The following is an 18304-nucleotide window of genomic DNA, read 5'->3' as shown; positions in this document are numbered from 1 at the left end:
GGTAAGCGATTTGTTACCGATTTTTAACTTTCGCCTGTGCGACGCAGGCCCAAATTTAGCAGCCCGGTAGCCCAAAAATGGACTCCCGGCGTTGCTGTGGATAGGGTGCGGCGCGACAGTCTCCTGAATGCCGCGGCCCAGCCAAAAATGAAATGAAGACTATAAAAAACGCCCGCCTCCAACAGGGTCAAATAAAGTGGGGCGGCATCACCTCACGTAGGGGGAGGGGCTGCTTAAGTTATTAAGTTATATTGTCGAACTTCTTCGAGCCCTACGTCATTAGGCTTAGCCGTCAAGCAGAGCCGTCAAATCTTTGTATGTTCCAAAACTGGACTTTTAACCATAGAATCAAGCTCAGAAAATTCATCATTAAGAATTTGTTGATTTTCTTTCATTTCTGCGCAAATTATCGGCTCATAAAAGAAGCGCTCCGCAGAGGAGCTGTCGATACCCCATGATGCTCAGGTCCGCCGCATCTCCTGGGTCGTGGGGTCGGTCGGCTAGTAGGCAAGTCATAACGGTTCCTCGTGCCGTTTTGCATGCTGGCCGACCCCCTTTCAAGAAAGCGCCGCACTTCCCGAAGATGGAAGGGCGGCGTTTGTCTGTTTGCGCTATCATTTTCCAAGGCGGCCCCAGGACAATAAAAAACGCGCAACCCGAAGGCGCGCGCTTTTTGAAATCCGTCAGGCCAAGTGATTACTTGATCTTGGTTTCCTTGAACTCGACATGCTTCTTAGCAATCGGGTCATACTTCGTCTTCGTCATCTTGTCCGTCATCGTACGGCTATTCTTCGTCGTGACGTAGAAGAAACCGGTGTCGGCTGTCGACAGCAGCTTGATCTTGATTGTTGTAGCCTTGGCCATGGTCGTCCTGCCTTTAAGAAAATGAAAGCCGTGGAAGCCGGATGGGCTCCACGGCAAATTCTGGCGCGAAACTACGAATCCCGCCCGAAAAGTCAAGTCCGTTTTCGAACGAACATCAATCTGATGCCGGAAAGTAGGGCATAAAGACCGAAGAAAGCGGCAATCGCCCAGGCAAAACCATTATTTCCGGCGACGTCGATTGCTGCGCCGATCACCTGTGGCCCAGCCACGGTTCCCACCGCATAACAGAAGACGAAGGCGGCATTGGCCGCAGCCAGATCGGAGCCCGTCAGCCGCGAACCGAGATGGCTGAGGCCGACCGTGTAGAGGCCGGAGACGCAGCCGCCCCAGAAGAGCAGGATCCCGGCCATCAGCAGCCAGTTGTTGACGAGGATCGGCAGCGTCATCGAGCCGACAAAGCCCATCAGCGCCATCCCTGCCAGAAGCGGTCGCTTGTCGCGGATCCGGTCGGAGAGCAGGCCGAGCGGAATCTGGAAGATGACGTTGCCGACGCCCATCATCGTGAGCAGCAGCGCCGCCTGGGATTCGGTGAAATGGGCGCGCACGGCAAAAATCGGAAAAAGTGACAGCCCGCCAGCTTCGACCGCGCCGAAGATGAAGACGGCAGCCGTCGCTGTCGGCACCAGTAGGACGTAGCGCATGAAATGCAATTCCGGCTTTTCCTCGAGCACCGGGCTTTCGTCACGGGCGATGAAAATCGGAATGGCGGCAAGCAGGATCGCGCCCGCGCCGACTAGGAAGGGAAAGATGCCGTCGCTGCCGAGTATCGAAAAGAGCAGGGGTCCTGCGGCGAATCCAATGGAAAGCACGGTCGCATAAATGCCGAGCACAAAGCCGCGCTTGGATGGCGGCGAGGCGGCGTTGATCCAGAACTCGGAGAGGATGAACAGCGTCGTCGTTGCGCCATGGAAGGCGAAACGCAGCGGAAACCACATCCAGAAATCCTGGGCATAATAGAAGCCGAGTGCACTCAGCGCCGAAATCAGCACCGCCCAGAGCATCGTCGGCGCAACGCCGTATTTATGAGCGAGCTTTGTGGTAACAGGGGCCGCGGCCATCGCCGAAATCCCGGCCATCGCCGTGTTGAGCCCGATCAGCGTAGACGAGATGCCGCGTTTTTCGAGGATGATGCTGAGAAGCGGGAGTCCGAGACCGATTGCTATGCCGACGGCTGAAATGGACGAGATGGCTGCCACCAGAGAAGGCCAATGGATTTCTTCGACATCGCCCGGTGTGCCGGTTCTCGGCTGAGACATTTATCCATCCTTAGAAAGCTGCGCAAGCGAATCGACCTCTCGTCTCACATAGAAGGGACACAGATGTGCCAAATCCGGGTGACGGGCGGCGTTTCGCAGTATTTCCGATGTGATCTGCGGAATGTAAAGCCTGTTCAGACAAGAAAAGCTTACCATGTGAAGTCGTTGAAAGATCGTTGACTCCCGCGTGTCGGTAGTGGTCGGTGGAGCGCTGGCACTACACGCTAAATATGTCTGGAAGGTGAAGGCGCTCAATCCGGCCGGCGGGGAAGCTCGTAATCATCGGGAGTTTCGCTCTCGCCGCCGAAACCATGCATGCGCAGCGCCCATTGCAGGCCGATGACGCCGCCCTTGATCGGCTGGATCGAGGCGAGCGCGGCGATGACCGTGATCGGCGCCCATATGGCAAGATGGACCCATACCGGCAACACGAAGGTCAGATCGGTCAGCATGTAGCCGCCGACGATGACGTGGCCGAGGACCAGGATGACGATATAGGGCGGCAGGTCGTCGGAGCGATGGTGATGGATCGCCTCGCCGCAGGCGGCGCAATGATCGACCGGTTTCAAAAAGGCGCGGAAGAGCTTGCCTTCGCCGCAGGCCGGGCAGCGGTTCATCAGGCCGCGCATGATGGAACGCCCGAGCGGACGCTCGGCTTCGGCTCCATCCCCGTAGCGGGCGACCGGATCGGTCGGTGTGTTCATTGCATCTTCCTCTTTCAGCCAGAAAGCATGAAGCGCCGCAATAGGACCATTGCTGCTTTCGGCACAGCGGCTTAGCGGCGTCCGCGCGGGGGACGCGTTCCCGGTTTCTTGCGGACCTGGCCGCTGTCGCGGCGGCCGGCCTTATGAAAGGATCGCACTGCCGTCGGCATCTCGCGTCCTTCGCTCAGCATCTCGAAGCGCAAGGCCCCGGCAAGCGGGATTGCTTCCGCAAGCTTCACGGTGACGCTGTCGCCAAGACGATAGCCGAGGCCCGTCTTTTCACCCGACAGTGCCTGATGCGCCTCGTCATAGATGAAATAATCGGTGCCAAGCGTAGATATAGGGACGAAACCGTCGGCGCCATAGTCCGGCAAGGTGATAAAGAGCCCGGACTTCGTAACTCCGGAGACGCGGCCGGCAAACTCCTCGCCGACGCGGGTGCTCAAATGATGGGCGATCAGCCGGTCGATGGTCTCGCGCTCGGCCGCCATCGCCCGGTGCTCGAAGGTCGAGATTTCGGCGGCGATATCGTCGAGCGAGGCTTCTTCGTCGGGAGTGATGCCGCCTTCGCCGAAACCGAGCGAACCGACGAGCGCGCGATGCACGATGAGATCGGCGTAGCGGCGGATCGGCGAGGTGAAGTGGGCGTATTTCATCAGGTTGAGGCCGAAATGTCCGATATTCTCGGGACTGTAGATCGCCTGGCTTTGCGAGCGCAGCACCATCTCATTGACCATGGTCTGATGCGCCGTACCTTCCGCTTTCGCCAGAATGCCGTTGAAGCTGTTGGCGCGCACATTGCCGCCCTTGGCGAGCGAGATGCCGAGTGTCGCCAGGAACTCGCGCAAGACTTCCTGCTTGGCAAGCGTTGGACCATCATGGATGCGGTAGACCAACGGCTGGCGCTTCTTCTCGAGCGTTTCGGCGGCGCAGACATTCGCCTGGATCATCATCTCTTCGATCAGCTTGTGCGCATCGAGCCGCGGCGGCACGAAGACCCGGTCGACGGTGCCGTCTGATTTCAGCAGAATCTTGCGCTCCGGCATGTCGAGTTCCAGCGGCTGGCGCCGGTCGCGTCCGCGCTTCATCACCCCATAGGCGTGCCAGAGCGGTTTCAGGATCGCCTCGAGCATCGGTCCGGTCTTGTCGTCCGGACTTCCGTCGATCGCCGCCTGCGCTTGCTGATAGGAGAGCTTAGCGGCACTCTTCATCATGATGCGATGAAAGGTATGGCCGATCTTGCGGCCTTCGCCCGAGAAGCTCATGCGCACGGCGAGCGCCGGCCGGTCGACGCCTTCCTTCAGCGAGCAGAGATCATTGGAGATGCGCTCCGGCAGCATCGGCACGACGCGATCGGGGAAATAGACCGAGTTGCCGCGCTTCAGCGCTTCGCGGTCGAGCGGCGAATTGGGGCGGACATACCAGGAGACGTCGGCAATCGCGACGGTGACGATGACGCCGCCAGGATTGTCGGGCGAGGGATCGACTTCGGCGTAAACTGCGTCGTCATGGTCCTTGGCGTCGGCCGGATCGATGGTGATCAGCGGCATGTTACGCCAGTCTTCACGATGCGCCATCGTCGCTGGTTTTGCGGCTTCTGCCTCCGCGATCACGGCCGGCGGGAAGACATGCGGGATGCCGTGCGCATGGATCGCGATCATCGAGATCGCCTTTTCCGAGCCGACCGAGCCGACGACGGAAAGGACCTTGGCTCGCGGCAGGCCGAAGCGTCCGAGGCGCGCGACTTCGATCTCGACCAGGTCGCCGTCCTTGGCGCCGCCGGTGAAGTCGGGATCGATCACCATCTCTTCGCCGCGCCGTTCGATCGGCAACAGGCGGCCGCCACCGCCCGGCGCGCTGCGGAAAACGCCCATCGCCGCACCGCGGCGCCTGTCGATCACCTTGATGATACGCGCCGTATAAGCCGGTCCGCCGCGATCGACGGCCGGGAAGATCTTCGCCAGGATTCGGTCGCCGAGGCCGGCGACGGGTGCCTTGCCCTTACCCTGGCGGCCTGCGGGCGATTGCTGGCGGATGGCGACGGCAGGCGCCACACCCTGCTCCTCCGGCCATTCCGCCGGCCGGCCGATCAAGTCGCCGTCCTTGTCGCGCGTCGTGATGTCGAGAACGGTGACGGGCGGAAGAGCGCCGGGACGAATGAGCGACTTGCGGCTCTTTTGGAGCATGCCTTCCTGCTCGAGTTCCTGCAGCATGTGCTTGAGCTCGACGCGGCTGTCGCCTTTCAGCCCGAACGCCTTGGCGAGTTCACGCTTGGAAGCCTTCTGCGGATGATCGGCGATGAAACGCAGGATCACTTCGCGCGAGGGCAGCGTGCCATGGACGATGTTCAGCGGTTCGACAGCGGAAGCATCCCTGCCGGCGCGGCCAATCTTGCCCGGGCGCTTGCCCGCGAGGTTCGTTCTGTCGCGCGGTGTCCTGCTCACGTCAGCTCTTTTTCGATTTCGCGGGCGCCTTGGCCTTCGCTGCCTTCGGCTTCGCGGCCGTCTTGGTTGTCTTGGCTTCGGCGGCGGCCGCCTTCGGCTTGGCTTTCCCCCTGGCCGCCTTGCCCACGGGAGCCTTGCCGGCCTTTTCCGTGATCAGCGCAAGCGCCTCCTCAATGGTGATCGCTTGCGGATCTTTGCCCTTCGGCAGGGTGGCGTTAACCTTACCCCAGTTGACATAGGGGCCATATTTGCCGTCGCGAACAGTGATGGCGCCGCCCTCGGGATGATCGCCGAGGGTCTTCAGCGCCGCCGGCGTACCGCGCGCACCCCGGCCCGGCGCCTTGTTGGCTTTTTCGGCAATCAGTGTCACGGCGCGGTTGAGGCCGACGGAGAACACATCCTCAACGGTTTCCAGATTGGCATAGGAACCGTCATGCAGGAGGAACGGCCCGTAGCGGCCGATGCCCGAGGAGATCATCTTGCCCGTTTCTGGGTGTTTGCCGATATCGCGCGGCAGCGAGATCAGCGCCATCGCCTTTTCATAGTCGATATCCTCAGGCTTCCAGCCCTTCGGCAACGAGGCGCGTTTGGCCTCCTTGCCATCGCCGCGTTGGATATAGGGACCGAAGCGGCCGGAACGGAGCGTCAGTTCCTCGCCTGTCGTCGGGTCGGTGCCGAGGCTCTTCGGTTCGTTGAGCGATACACCCTCCGCTTCTCCGCCATTTTCGGAGGAGAGCTGGCGGGTGTAGTTGCATTCCGGATAGTTCGAGCAGCCAACAAAGGCGCCGTATCTGCCAAGCTTCAGCGAAAGGTTGCCGGTGCCGCAAACCTGACAGATTCTGGGGTCGCCGCCATCTTCGCGTTTCGGGAAGACGAGCGGCGCCAGCGCCTCGTTCAGCGAATCGAGCACGTTGGTGACGCGCAGTTCCTTCGTGTCTTCGATCTGCGCGAAGAAGTCCTTCCAGAAATCGCGCAGCACCTGCTTCCAGTTCAGTTCGCCGGCGGAAATCCGGTCGAGCTTCTCCTCGAGGTCGGCGGTGAAATCATATTCGACATATTTGGTGAAGAAGCTTTCGAGGAAAGCCGTCACCAGCCGGCCCTTGGCCTGCGGGATGAGTTTACGTTTGTCGATTGTCACATAGTCGCGGTCGCGCAGTGTCGCCAGTGTGGCGGCATAGGTCGAGGGACGCCCGATGCCAAGCTCTTCCATCTTCTTGATCAGCGAGGCTTCCGAATAGCGCGGCGGCGGCTCGGTGAAATGCTGGGTCGAATTAATCTTCTGCTTGGCGAGCGTCTCGCGCGCATTGATCTCCGGCAGACGGCCATCCTCGTCGCCGTCATCGCTCTGCTCGCCGTCCTCCTTCTGGTCGGTATAGGCGGCGATGAAGCCGTCGAAGCGGATGACCGAACCGACGGCGCGCAGGCCGGCCTTCTCGCCCTTATTGTCGGCGGTGATTTCGGCCGTGGTGCGCTCGATCTCGGCCGACGCCATCTGGCTGGCGATGCCGCGCTTCCAGATCAGCTCGTAGAGCCGGATCTGGTCGGCATCGAGGAATTTGCGCACGCGGTCAGGAGAGCGGTAGAAATCGGTCGGACGGATCGCCTCGTGCGCCTCCTGGGCGTTCTTCGCTTTGGTGGAATAGAGGCGCGCCTTCTCAGGCAGGTAGCGCTCGCCGAACTGGTCGAGGATGGCGCTGCGCGCAGCACCGATCGCTTCCGGGGCCATCTGTACGCCGTCGGTTCGCATATAGGTGATGAGACCGACCGTCTCGCCGCCGATATCAACACCCTCATAGAGCTTCTGGGCGATCTGCATGGTGCGTGAGGCGGAGAAGCCGAGATTGGAGGAGGCGGCCTGCTGCAGCGTCGAGGTGGTGAACGGCGGTCCCGGATTGCGCTTGACCGGCTTTGCCTCGACCGTATCGACGACATAGCTGGCGCCTTCGAGCAATGCCTTCAGCCGGGCCGCATCCTCGCCGTTGCCGATCGCCCGCGGCTGCAGCCGCTTGCCATGCGCCGAAACCAGCCTTGCCTCAAATTCGTCGCCGCGCGGCGTCTTCAGCAGCGCCGAGATATTCCAGTACTCTTCCGAAATGAAGCGCTCGATTTCGGATTCGCGATCGCAGACAAGACGAAGCGCGACCGACTGGACGCGGCCGGCCGAACGCGCGCCCGGCAGCTTGCGCCACAGAACCGGCGAAAGATTGAAACCGACGAGATAGTCGAGCGCGCGGCGCGCCAGATAAGCGTCGACCAGCGGCACGTCGATATCACGCGGATCGGCCATCGCATCGAGGACGGCCTTCTTGGTGATTGCATTGAAGACGACGCGCTTGACGGACTTGCCGTTCAGCACCCGCTTCTTGTTCAGCATGTCAAGGACGTGCCATGAAATCGCTTCGCCTTCGCGGTCAGGGTCGGTCGCGAGAAAGAGCCCGTCGGAGGACTTCACCGCATCAGCGATGTCCTTCATCCGCTTGGCCGAAGCACCGTCGACCTCCCAGAGCATTTCGAAATCCTGATCGGGAAGAACGGAGCCGTCCTTGGCAGGCAGATCGCGCACATGGCCGAAGGAGGCGAGCACTTTGTATCCCGAACCCAGATACTTGTTGATCGTCTTGGCCTTGGCAGGCGATTCCACCACTACAACATTCATGATGATTCTCTAAAAAACAGCCACGCCGGCGTGGGAGCCAGCGCAACACGCAGCGCAACTTGGATACTGGCCCTCCGACATGGACAGGGAAATCGCTGCGGTCAAGGGGTTTGCTACAATTTTACCTCCAGCATCGGGTGCAATCAGAACACGATTCGCAACGGAATTTAACTTCTGGCTGTAGAGCTATCGTTTTCGACAGGCGGTTCCTGCGTTTGCAAGCCGCCCCCTCGTACCGCGCAAGCGTCAATTGGAAAGCGAGACGAAACCGCCCTGATGCCGGTGCAGCCTGCCTGATATGTCGAGTTCGAGGAGAATGAGATAAACCGCGGATGCCGATAGGCCGGTGTGGCGGATGACGTCGTCGATCTCGACAGGCGTCGGTCCGAGCGCGCCGATGACACGCATCCGGTCCGAATCGCCGGGCGGCATCGTTATTGCCCTGCTCTCGCGTGCCGGCTCCTCCACCGTCGACAAAGGGAAGAGGTCGAGTTGCGCAAGCGGCGCCAAGGCCTCGATGACATCGGCAGGTTCTGTAACGATCGAGGCGCCGTCCTTGAGCAGGCCGTTGGTGCCGTGACAGCGCGGATCGAGCGGCGAGCCCGGCACGGCAAACACCAGGCGGCCGAACTCGCCGGCGAGGCGTGCCGTAATCAGCGAGCCCGAGCGCATCGCCGCTTCGACGATCACCACGCCGAGCGCAATGCCGGCAATCAGCCGGTTCCGGCGCGGGAAATCGCGGGCCCGGGGCTCCCAGCCGAAAGGCATTTCGCTCACCGCCAGGCCGTTGCCGGCGGTTATCTCTTCGATCAGACGGATATTCTCCGGCGGGTAGGGCTTGTCCAGGCCGCCGGCAAGGGCGGCGATCGTGCCCGTGCCGAGGCTTGCCCGATGCGCTGCCGTGTCGATGCCGCGCGCCAGACCGGAGACCACGGTATAACCCGCCCGGCCACAGTCGTGCGCCACCATCGCCGCGAATTTGGCGCCTGCGGCCGAGGCGTTGCGGGAACCGACGATGCCGAACGCCGCCTCCAGTTCCCGGTGCGCCTCGGCTTCGCTGGCAATGCGGATGCCCCGTGTCGCGCCGCCGCGCGCCGAAAGCTCTGGCAGCGCCGCGAGTGCCACCTCGGCCGAACCGAAATGATTGATGAGATCGCGAAAAGTTGCAGGGCCGACATTGTCGGAACGAATCAGGCGCAGCCAGGCAATCCTCTGCCTTTCGCTGAGCACCGTGCCTGTGGATCCCGCGCTCCGCGCATCCATTATCACTTCGCCCCGATCTTGCTTTCCGTTCCGCCCATCAGGCGCGAAATATTCGCCTTGTGCTTCCAGTAGGAGATGAGCGTCATGACCGCCATGACGGCCGCGACCTTTTCATTGCCCAATATCAACAAGGCAACGGGAATGACGAGCATGGCGACAAGGGCCGACAGCGAGGAATAGCGGGTGGTGACGGCGACCGCCAGCCAGATGGCGGCGAAGAGCACCACCATGATCGGCGCGACGCCGAGCAGCGTGCCGATATAGGTGGCGACACCCTTGCCGCCCTTGAAGCCGATCCAGACGGGGAAGAGATGGCCGATGAAGGCGAAGAAGCCGGCGATGATCGCGGCCTCTTCACCGAGGAAATAGCCGACGATCCAGGCTGCCGCCGATGCCTTCAAGGCGTCGAGCAGCAGGGTTGCCGCGGCGAGCTTGCGATTTCCGGTTCTGAGCACATTGGTCGCGCCGATATTGCCGGAGCCGATGCTGCGCACATCGCCGAGGCCGGCGGCGCGGGTGAGAATCAGGCCGAAGGGGATTGAGCCGAGGAGATAACCGATGACGGCAGCCGCAAGTGCGATCGGCAGCGTGATCTGCCATGACATGAGATTGGATAACATGTGCCCCCTCAGCCCTCCGTGGCTATCCTCAAGTCCGGCCCTTTTCCCTCTGGGGATGAACGGCGATGGTGTCGATTCTTAAACTGCGTGGACAAGCTTTCCCGAGACGTAGGTCGCAACCGCTCGCCCGCTGAAGCGTGCATCCTCGAAAGGCGTATTCTTCGAGCGGGAGAGAAGCATGTCTTTAGCGACAAGCCAAGGCTCATCGAGATCGATCAGCGTGATATCGGCCGCAGCACCCGGCTTCAGCGTGCCGGCCTCAAGGCCGAAGATTTGTGCCGGGCGGGTGGACATGGCGTCGATCAGCCGCATCAGGCCGACCTGGCCGCCATGGTGAAGCCTGAGGGCCGCTGCCAGCATCGTTTCCAATCCGACTGCGCCATCGGCCGCTTCTGCGAACGGCAGGCGCTTCGTGTCGACGTCCTGCGGGTCGTGCGAGGAGACGATGATGTCGATCGCGCCACTCGCAAGCGCTTCGGTCATCGCGACCCGGTCATCCTCCGGGCGCAACGGCGGATAGAGCTTGAAGAAGGTGCGGTATTCGCCGATGTCGTTCTCGTTGAGCGCCAGATTGTTGATCGAGATGCCCGAGGTCACCTTGGCGCCGCGGCCCCGGGCGCGTTCAATGGCTTCGACCGATTCCGGCACGGAGATCATCGCGGCGTGATAACGGCCGCGCGTCAGCTCTGCCACCCTGAGATCGCGTTCGAGTGGGATCAGCTCGGCTTCCTTCGGAATGCCGGAGAGCCCCAGCCAGCTGGCGAAAAGTCCCTCATGCATGACGCCATTGGCGCCGAGATACTTGTCGCGGGTCTCGCAGGAAATGACGGCGCCGAACTCGCGCGCATAGGTCATGATTCGGCGCAGCACCTGTGTGTTAGGGACGCTGGAATGGGCGTCGGTGAAGGCGACGGCGCCCGCTTGCATCAAGAGGCCGATCTCCGTCATCTCCTCGCCGGCAAGACCCTTGGTGAGGGCGGCTGCCGGATAGACGTTGACGCTGGCCGTGTCCCGCGCCGTCTTCTTGACGAATTCCACCAGCGCGATGTCGTCAATGACGGGATCTGTGTCCGGCATCATGATGATCGAGGTGATGCCGCCGGCTGCCGCCGCCCGGCTCGCCGAGGCGATCGTCTCGCGGTGCTCGCCGCCGGGCTCGCCGATATGGACGCGTGCATCGACGAGGCCGGGGGTCGCCACGAGGCCGGTGCAGTCGCGCACGACGGCGCCTTCCGGCGCGCCCTGGTTCTGCGCCCCGCTGCCGGCGGCAAGAATCACGCCATTTTTAGCGATGATCGTTCCAATCTCGTCGAGATCGCGCGAGGGATCGACGATGCGGACATTCTTGAGGACGATCGAGTTGCTCATGCCATCATTCCGTCGGTTCGGGGACCTTGGTTCTGCGAGACGAGCAGCGTCTCCATGACGGCCATGCGCACGGCGACCCCCATTTCCACTTGTTCGGCGATGACGCTCTGCGGACCATCGGCCACCTCGGAGGCGATCTCGACGCCGCGGTTCATCGGCCCGGGGTGCATGACCAGCGCATCGTCCTTCGCTGCTTTCAGCGTTTCTGCGTCGAGTCCGTAGAAGTGATAATACTCGCGCACCGACGGCACGAAGGCGCCGGACATGCGTTCGCGCTGCAGTCGCAGCATCATCACGACGTCGGCGTCCTTCAATCCTTCCTTCATCGAGTGGAACACCTCGACACCCATCTCGGCGATGCCGGCGGGCAGCAGCGTGGCGGGCGCGACGACGCGCACGCGTGCGCCCATCGCGTTCAGCAGCAGGATATTGGAGCGCGCCACGCGCGAGTGCAGCACGTCGCCGCAGATCGCTACGGTGATCCGCGAAAGCTTGCCCTTGGCGCGGCGGATCGTCAGCGCGTCGAGCAGCGCCTGGGTCGGATGTTCGTGCTGCCCGTCGCCGGCATTGACGACCGAGCAGGAGACTTTCTGGGCTAGAAGCGCGGCCGCACCGGCGCTTGAATGGCGGATTACCAGCACGTCCGGACGCATCGCATTCAGCGTCATCGCCGTATCGATCAGCGTTTCGCCTTTCTTCACCGAGGAATTGCCGACCGACATGTTCATCACGTCGGCGCCAAGCCGCTTGCCGGCAAGCTCGAAGGAGGCCTGTGTGCGGGTCGATGCCTCGAAGAAGAGGTTGATCTGTGTCAGTCCGCGAAGCGTCGACGTCTTCTTTTCTCGCTGGCGGCTGATCTTGACGGCTTCGTCCGCCTTGTCGAGAAGATAGGTGATATCCTGCTCGGTGAGGCCCTTGATGCCAATGAGGTGGCGGTGGGGGAAAAAGACCATGACCCTGCCTCTTGCTGTCTCTTGCGGGTCTATAATGAGTGCCGCCCGCCGGGGCAAGCACGCGCTGTGGGCAAAGGCTTATGTCCCCATGCATTTTCGCCCGAATTCCGATAGAGCAGAATGAAGCGAATCATAACTTCCGGTTTTCCTTGCCGGGTTCTTGCACTAGAAGCGAACAATGACCTCCGCAAACCGGACTGACGACAAACTCGCAGAACTCAACCAGCCGAGCCTGTGGTCCGGCATCAATGCCTATCGATCCGATCCTCTGATTGTCGATCTGACGGCGGCCCTGCCGCGCGGCATCCGTGAAGACCTGGAAAATATCGGCCGCTACGTCACCTCGCCGGAGGCACAGGAGCTGGCGCGCATGGCAAACCAGGGGGCGCCACAGCTGCGCACCCATGGTCCGCGCGGCGAACGTCTCGATGTCGTTGAATTCCATCCCGCCTGGCACGCGCTGATGCGTCGCTCCATGTCGGTCGGCCTGCATTCCTCCGTCTGGGATCCGCAGGCCGATATCGAGGCGAAGGACGCAGGCCACAAGGTCCGCGCCGCGCGATTTTACCTGACGGCACAGCTGGAATCTGGCCATCTCTGCCCGCTGACGATGACGAGCGCTTCGGTGGCCGCGCTGTCGGCGTCCCCTGCGGTGCAGAAGGACTGGGCGCCGAAGATCCTGTCGCGCAAATATGATTCGTCCAACCGGCCCGCTATGCAGAAGTCTGCGGTGACGATCGGCATGGGCATGACCGAAAAGCAGGGCGGCACCGATGTCAGGGCCAACCGCAGCGCTGCCGAAAAGGTCAGTGAAGGCATCTACCGGCTTTCCGGCCACAAATGGTTCATGTCGGCTCCGATGAGCGATGCCTTCATCATGCTGGCGCAGACGAAGGAGGGCATGGGCTGCTTCCTCGTGCCTCGCCTGCTGGAGGACGGGTCAGCGAACGGACTGCAGTTCCAGCGACTGAAGGATAAGGTCGGTAACCGGTCCAACGCCTCTTCAGAGGTGGAGTTCACCGATACCTTCGGTTTCCTGCTCGGCGGCCCGGATGCCGGCATCCGCACCATCCTCGACATGGTGACGTTGACGCGGCTTGATTGCGCACTTGCCTCCTCCGGCATCATGCGCGCCTCGCTGGCCGAGGCCGTGCATCACACGCGCGGCCGCAGCGTCTTCGGCAGGATGCTCGTCAATCAGCCGATCATGACGCGCGTGCTGGCCGACATGGCGCTCGATGTCGCGGCCGCCACCGCGCTGTCCTTCCGTGTTGCCGATGCTTTCGACAAGGCCCGCGGCAATGCCGAAGAAGCGGCCTATGCCCGCGTCATGACTCCCGTCGCCAAATACTGGTGCTGCAAGATCGCACCCGCGCTGATCTACGAGGCGATGGAATGCATCGGCGGCAACGGTTACATCGAGGAGCGGCCGATCGCCCGTCATTACCGGGAGGCTCCCGTCAATGCCATCTGGGAGGGCTCCGGCAACGTCATGGCGCTGGATGTGCTGCGCGTGCTCAACCGTGGCAAGGATCTGTTCGAAACGGTTTTTGCGGGCCTCGCTCGCGATCTCGGCCCCGCCGGGAAGAAAACGATCGACGTGCTACGCGCCGCAATCGCCCTCAGCGAACAGGACGAGGGCGCGGCACGCCTGCTCGTCGAGCAGCTGGCTCTTGCCGCCGGCGCCGCCGAGCTCTACCGGCTCGGGGCAGGGCGCATTGCCGATGCCTTCATAGAGACGCGCCTGGCCGGCGGCTGGCGCTCCACCTACGGCATGCTCGACTCCCGCTTCGACGCCAGCTACATCGTCGATCTGCTCTACCCCCCGGCCGCCTGATTGTCAGCGGGGATTGACGTATCTCGTCGAGGTCGCCTTCACAGCCGATCCCTGCGAGATCTGCGATCGCATTCTTCTGACGGTGCCTGTCGACGAGGCTTCGCAAGGCTTGTTCGATCGTGGCCTTTTTCGCCGCCAATCCCGTGGCTGCCATTGCCGCTTCAAGCAAGCCCCTATCGATATCCAGAGCCGTTCGCACGGTCGCATCCATATGTGTGATCTCAATAATACACGTATTCGCGCTGCCTTGCTGCAAATCGATGCTGATGCCGCCGCCATAAACGAAAATCCGGCCGCGTCGCCGCAGCCGGATCTCATCATTTACGTCCGAAAATCAGCGTTCAGAAGAAGCCACGGCGCTGCCACCAGCCGGCTTTCTTCGGCTTGCCTTCGTCGCTTTCGCCATTTTCGGTACGGGTGGATTTCACCGTCGGCTCTGAGGAAGAAATATTGGATTCGCGGTTAGCGCGAACCGGCTTTGCTTCTTCCTGGGCGGGCGTTGCGAGATCGGCGGAGGCTTCGACCACCTCCGGTTCGGCTTCAACGGCGGGTGTTGCTTCCGGTACTGGTTCTTCGACCGGCGCTGCGGCGGGCTTGCGGCGGCCGCGGCCACGGGAAGGCTTTACCTCTTCGGCGATGACGGCCATATCCTCGACGGCAGTCGTTACAGCTTGGCTCTCGCCGGCCTGTTCGGGAACCGTCTCGACAATTGCGGCTTCACCTGGAGCGACGTCATCCGAAATGCCGTCGTCTTCATCCTCGCTGCCGCTGCCTTCGCCGGCTTCATTGGCCGTCAGCTCGGAGCCGTCCTCCCGATTGCGGCGACCGCCGCGCTTGCCGCGGCGACGGCGCTTGCGGCGCTGCGATTCCTCGTTTTCGGCGCGGCTCTCGGGTGCAGCGGCGGCGGTTTCGTCGCCCTCAGCGCCCTCATCGTCGCCATCTTCCTCTTCGTCGCCAGCTTCGCCTGCAGCGGCTGCCGGCTGCTCGGCATTGCCGTTGCGGCCACGACGGCGGCGGCGACGCTTGCGCTTACGGTTGCCTTCACCTTCGCCTTCCGAACGCGCCGCAGCGGGACGTTCGGTCGCGGCAGCCTTTTCCTCGAGTTCTTCGTCTTCGTCCTCATCAGCCTCGATGACGATGTCTTCGTCCTCGTCCTCGGGGATGGCTGCGAAGTTGAAGAGGCTTTCGATCTTGACTGGGTTTTCGACAGGCTCGCCGCGGTCGATCGCAAAGTGCTGTGCGCCGACCGAACCGTCGGCATCGATGATGATCGCTACGCCAAAGCGCGCTTCGTAATCGACGATCGTCTGGCGCTTGTGGTTGAGCAGGTAGAGCGCGATGTCGGGCGTGGTGCGCACGGTGATGTTGTGCGTCGTATTCTTCAGCAGATATTCCTCGATGCCGCGCAGCACATGCAGGGCGACGGAGGACTGCGAACGGACGTGGCCGGTGCCGCCGCAATGCGAGCAGACCTGGGTCGTCGATTCGAGAACCGAAGCGCGGATGCGCTGGCGTGACATTTCGAGCAGGCCGAAATGCGAGATCCGGCCGACCTGGATGCGGGCGCGGTCGTTCTTCAGGCATTCCTTCAGCTTCTTCTCGACGGCGCGGTTGTTGCGCTTCTCTTCCATGTCGATGAAGTCGATGACAATCAGGCCGGCGAGGTCGCGCAGGCGAAGCTGGCGGGCGATTTCTTCAGCGGCTTCGAGGTTCGTCTGCAGCGCGGTGTCCTCGATCGAGTGTTCGCGCGTCGAGCGGCCGGAGTTGACGTCGATCGAAACCAGCGCTTCCGTCTGGTTCATGATCAGGTAGCCGCCGGAACGCAGCGTCACCTGCGGCTGCAGCATGCGGTCGAGCTGGGCCTCGATGCCGGAGCGCGAGAAGATCGGGTGGATATCGCGGTAGGGCTGAACCACCTTGGCATGGCTCGGCATCAGCATCTTCATGAAGTCTTTCGCTTCACGATAGCCTTCCTCGCCGGCAACGATGATTTCGCCGATATCCTTGTTGTAGAGGTCGCGGATCGAGCGCTTGATCAGCGAGCCCTCTTCATAGACGAGGCAGGGAGCGGTCGACGCCAGCGTCAGAGTGCGGACATTTTCCCACAGGCGCATCAGATATTCGAAATCGCGCTTGACCTCGACCTTAGTGCGGTTCGCACCGGCGGTGCGAAGGATGACGCCCATGCCTTGCGGCACTTCGAGCATGCGGGCGATTTCCTTCAGGCGCTTGCGGTCCTGCGGATTGGTGATCTTGCGGGAAATGCCGCCGCCGCGCGCCGTGTTCGGCATCAGAACCGAATAGCGGCCTGCAAGCGAGAGATAGGTGGTGAGAGCGGCACCCTTGTTGCCGCGCTCTTCCTTGGCGACCTGCACCAGCAGGATCTGGCGGCGCTTGATGACTTCCTGGATGCGGTACTGCTTGCGCGGCTTGCGCTGCACGCGGTCCGGAACTTCTTCCATCGCGTCTTCGGCGCCGACGGATTCGATGACTTCCTCTTCACCGTGATCATCGTCGTCATCGTCGTCATCGTGGCGACGCTTGCTGGTGTCGATGTCCTCGGAGATCGTGTCGGTTTCCACCATCGCGGCCATCGTGCCGCCGGCAGAGGCGTCATCGTCGTTGTCGACGCTTGCAGCGCCTTCGGCTTTGACGTCAGTCGGAACGGCATCCTCGGTCGCGGTCGTTTCGGCAATCTTCTTGCGGCTCCGGCGCTGCCTTGCCTTCTTGGCTGGCGCTTCCTCGGCGGCTTCAGGCGATGCTGCCACCTCTGCCGTTACGGCAGCCTTTTCCGCCGCGGCCTCTTCCGTTACGGCAGCCGGTGCCTCTGCCGGCACGATGCCGACATCCGGCTGGTCCTGGGTCGAAAGATCGACGACCGGTGCGGTTTCGACGTGTTCGACGTCTTCGTCGCGGCGATGCTCCTCGGCTTCGGCTCGAAGCAGTGCCTGACGGTCGGCGAGCGGTATCTGATAATAATCGGGATGGATTTCGGCGAAGGCCAGGAAGCCGTGCCGGTTGCCGCCGTAATCGACGAAGGCGGCCTGCAGCGAGGGCTCGACCCTCGTTACCTTTGCAAGATAGATATTGCCGCGGATCTGCTTCTTGTGCTGCGACTCGAAGTCAAATTCTTCTATGCGGTTCCCGCGAACGACAACGACGCGCGTCTCTTCCTCGTGAGACGCATCGATAAGCATTTTGTCTGCCATGTAAGCTGTGCTCCTCGGCGTGGCCGCGAGAGCGCATTCCCGACTGCTGTTGAAACAGAAAGAATGCGGTCCACCGTGGCCGCGCCGGATATTGAAAGTCGCGCTTGACGCGAAGGGAAGAGCAGCAGCCAGACCGCAGCCGGAACCGTTTCGGTCCGGGGCCTGTACACTTCAGATAAAACCTGCTGCGAAACCATCAACAACCAAGCGTGATCGACAAATACGAAGACCCGGTTCGGGTCCGATGAGGGTTGCTCCCTGAGAGCGTGGTGGCTGATCCACCAATGAAGTTCCGACAGAAGCCGGAAAATCAGGATCCAGTTCCCGGGTTGAAGCGCATGAGACGGCGGACGATGACCGATGTGGCGCCAGGTCCAGATCTGGCTGGCAGCCCTTGCGGCGACTCTATCCCGTCAACACTTCTACCCTAAAATGCGTTGTATGTTTTCTCTGTCACAATAGCAAGGTGGAGAAGCTAACCCAAGTGCATCATGCCTGTTTTGCAGGATAGGGGATCACCCATCTTCGCGCAAATGCGCCATAAATACCTCGGTCGGTGTCCTGTATCCGAGGCATTTGCGCGGCTGATCGTTGATATGGCGCGTCAGGTTGAGAAGGTCGTGTTGCGACACAACTGCCAAGTCTGTGGTGCTTGGCAGGAAACGTCGAATGCGCTTGTTGGTGTTCTCGACGGTTCCTTTTTGCCAAGGCGCACTTGGGTCGCAAAACCAACTACGCGCACCGATCCCTTCTTCCAAAGCCCTGAATCCGGCAAACTCGGTACCGCGATCAAAGGTGAAGCTTTGACGCGCGAAGGCCGGTAAAGGCGAAAACGCTCTGATGATCTTGTCCATGATCGGGCGCGAGTGCCGGCTCGGATTCTTGATGAGAACGGTATAGCGGCTCTTGCGCTCGACGAGGGAGGTGACATTGGCATGGCCGAGTGGACGTTCGAAGATGAGGAGGTCGCCCTCCCAATGCCCAAACTGCGATCTATCTCCAATAGAATCAGGACGTTGGGATATGCGGTGCGTGGCTGGAAAAACACCGTCGCGCGGCTTCCTGGAGCGCAGTGGACGACGTTTGCGGCGCGCTTCCGGTAGATACTG

12 protein-coding genes and 1 pseudogene are annotated in these 18304 nt (G+C 61.7%); 1 reads left to right on the top strand and 12 read right to left on the bottom strand.

Annotation, left to right across the window (positions count from 1 at the left end; genetic code table 11):
- Positions 1-696: 696 nt before the first annotated feature.
- The 9 genes from rpmG to FHT70_RS05250 form a co-directional block, all read right to left on the bottom strand.
- Positions 697-864 (bottom strand): 50S ribosomal protein L33, encoded by a 168-nt coding sequence (gene rpmG, locus FHT70_RS05290; protein ID WP_003587245.1) that lies wholly within the window; start codon positions 862-864, stop codon positions 697-699.
- A gap of 92 nt (positions 865-956) precedes the next feature.
- On the bottom strand, positions 957-2141 hold the full coding sequence (locus FHT70_RS05285; RefSeq protein ID WP_097598350.1) for an MFS transporter: 1185 nt from the start codon (positions 2139-2141) through the stop codon (positions 957-959).
- A gap of 251 nt (positions 2142-2392) precedes the next feature.
- Positions 2393-2845: a DUF983 domain-containing protein gene (locus FHT70_RS05280; protein ID WP_183699425.1), complete on the bottom strand. Its 453-nt coding sequence runs from the start codon at positions 2843-2845 to the stop codon at positions 2393-2395.
- Between the two features lie 71 nt (positions 2846-2916).
- Positions 2917-5289 carry a ribonuclease R gene (gene rnr / locus FHT70_RS05275; protein ID WP_183699424.1) on the bottom strand — a complete coding sequence of 791 codons (2373 nt, stop codon included), beginning with the start codon at positions 5287-5289 and terminating at the stop codon, positions 2917-2919.
- 1 nt (position 5290) lies between these two features.
- Positions 5291-7945 carry a type I DNA topoisomerase gene (topA, locus tag FHT70_RS05270; protein ID WP_183699423.1) on the bottom strand — a complete coding sequence of 885 codons (2655 nt, stop codon included), beginning with the start codon at positions 7943-7945 and terminating at the stop codon, positions 5291-5293.
- Between the two features lie 246 nt (positions 7946-8191).
- A complete protein-coding gene (locus FHT70_RS05265) occupies positions 8192-9208 on the bottom strand; it encodes a DNA-processing protein DprA (protein WP_183699421.1) in 1017 nt (338 codons plus the stop codon).
- Between the two features lie 2 nt (positions 9209-9210).
- On the bottom strand, positions 9211-9828 hold the full coding sequence (gene plsY, locus FHT70_RS05260) for a glycerol-3-phosphate 1-O-acyltransferase PlsY (protein WP_085777803.1): 618 nt from the start codon (positions 9826-9828) through the stop codon (positions 9211-9213).
- 78 nt (positions 9829-9906) lie between these two features.
- Positions 9907-11196: a dihydroorotase gene (locus tag FHT70_RS05255; RefSeq protein WP_183699419.1), complete on the bottom strand. Its 1290-nt coding sequence runs from the start codon at positions 11194-11196 to the stop codon at positions 9907-9909.
- Positions 11193-12149 carry an aspartate carbamoyltransferase catalytic subunit gene (locus FHT70_RS05250; protein ID WP_085777805.1) on the bottom strand — a complete coding sequence of 319 codons (957 nt, stop codon included), beginning with the start codon at positions 12147-12149 and terminating at the stop codon, positions 11193-11195. The genes FHT70_RS05255 and FHT70_RS05250 overlap by 4 nt, the downstream gene beginning before the upstream one ends.
- Positions 12150-12327: 178 nt before the next feature.
- Here FHT70_RS05250 and FHT70_RS05245 point away from each other — a divergent pair, with 178 nt between their 5' ends.
- Positions 12328-13986 carry an acyl-CoA dehydrogenase family protein gene (locus FHT70_RS05245; protein ID WP_183699416.1) on the top strand — a complete coding sequence of 553 codons (1659 nt, stop codon included), beginning with the start codon at positions 12328-12330 and terminating at the stop codon, positions 13984-13986.
- A 13-nt stretch (positions 13987-13999) separates the two neighbouring features.
- Here FHT70_RS05245 and FHT70_RS30210 read toward each other — a convergent pair.
- From FHT70_RS30210 to FHT70_RS05230, 3 genes and pseudogenes are all read right to left on the bottom strand, one after another.
- A pseudogene (locus tag FHT70_RS30210) lies at positions 14000-14185 on the bottom strand (type II toxin-antitoxin system VapB family antitoxin); the annotation flags it as partial.
- 142 nt (positions 14186-14327) lie between these two features.
- Positions 14328-17195 (bottom strand): ribonuclease E/G, encoded by a 2868-nt coding sequence (locus tag FHT70_RS05235; RefSeq protein ID WP_183699414.1) that lies wholly within the window; start codon positions 17193-17195, stop codon positions 14328-14330.
- 515 nt (positions 17196-17710) lie between these two features.
- A partial coding sequence (locus FHT70_RS05230) for an IS30 family transposase (RefSeq protein ID WP_183699412.1) occupies positions 17711-18304 on the bottom strand: 594 nt, incomplete at its 5' end.

The sequence above is a fragment of the Rhizobium sp. BK049 genome (assembly GCF_014193135.1).
GTDB lineage: Bacteria > Pseudomonadota > Alphaproteobacteria > Rhizobiales > Rhizobiaceae > Rhizobium.
Note: the sequence above shows the minus strand (reverse complement) of the source record. Positions and strands in the feature narration are given on the sequence as shown.

What these genes read in the sequence shown, in the direction of transcription:
- rpmG (WP_003587245.1), bottom strand. Translation starts at nt 864, where the DNA reads ATGGCCAAGGCTACAACAATCAAGATCAAGCTGCTGTCGACAGCCGAC.
- FHT70_RS05285 (WP_097598350.1), bottom strand. Translation starts at nt 2,141, where the DNA reads ATGTCTCAGCCGAGAACCGGCACACCGGGCGATGTCGAAGAAATCCAT.
- FHT70_RS05280 (WP_183699425.1), bottom strand. Translation starts at nt 2,845, where the DNA reads ATGAACACACCGACCGATCCGGTCGCCCGCTACGGGGATGGAGCCGAA.
- topA (WP_183699423.1), bottom strand. Translation starts at nt 7,945, where the DNA reads ATGAATGTTGTAGTGGTGGAATCGCCTGCCAAGGCCAAGACGATCAAC.
- FHT70_RS05265 (WP_183699421.1), bottom strand. Translation starts at nt 9,208, where the DNA reads ATGGATGCGCGGAGCGCGGGATCCACAGGCACGGTGCTCAGCGAAAGG.
- plsY (WP_085777803.1), bottom strand. Translation starts at nt 9,828, where the DNA reads ATGTTATCCAATCTCATGTCATGGCAGATCACGCTGCCGATCGCACTT.
- FHT70_RS05255 (WP_183699419.1), bottom strand. Translation starts at nt 11,196, where the DNA reads ATGAGCAACTCGATCGTCCTCAAGAATGTCCGCATCGTCGATCCCTCG.
- FHT70_RS05250 (WP_085777805.1), bottom strand. Translation starts at nt 12,149, where the DNA reads ATGGTCTTTTTCCCCCACCGCCACCTCATTGGCATCAAGGGCCTCACC.
- FHT70_RS05245 (WP_183699416.1), top strand. Translation starts at nt 12,328, where the DNA reads ATGACCTCCGCAAACCGGACTGACGACAAACTCGCAGAACTCAACCAG.
- FHT70_RS05235 (WP_183699414.1), bottom strand. Translation starts at nt 17,195, where the DNA reads ATGGCAGACAAAATGCTTATCGATGCGTCTCACGAGGAAGAGACGCGC.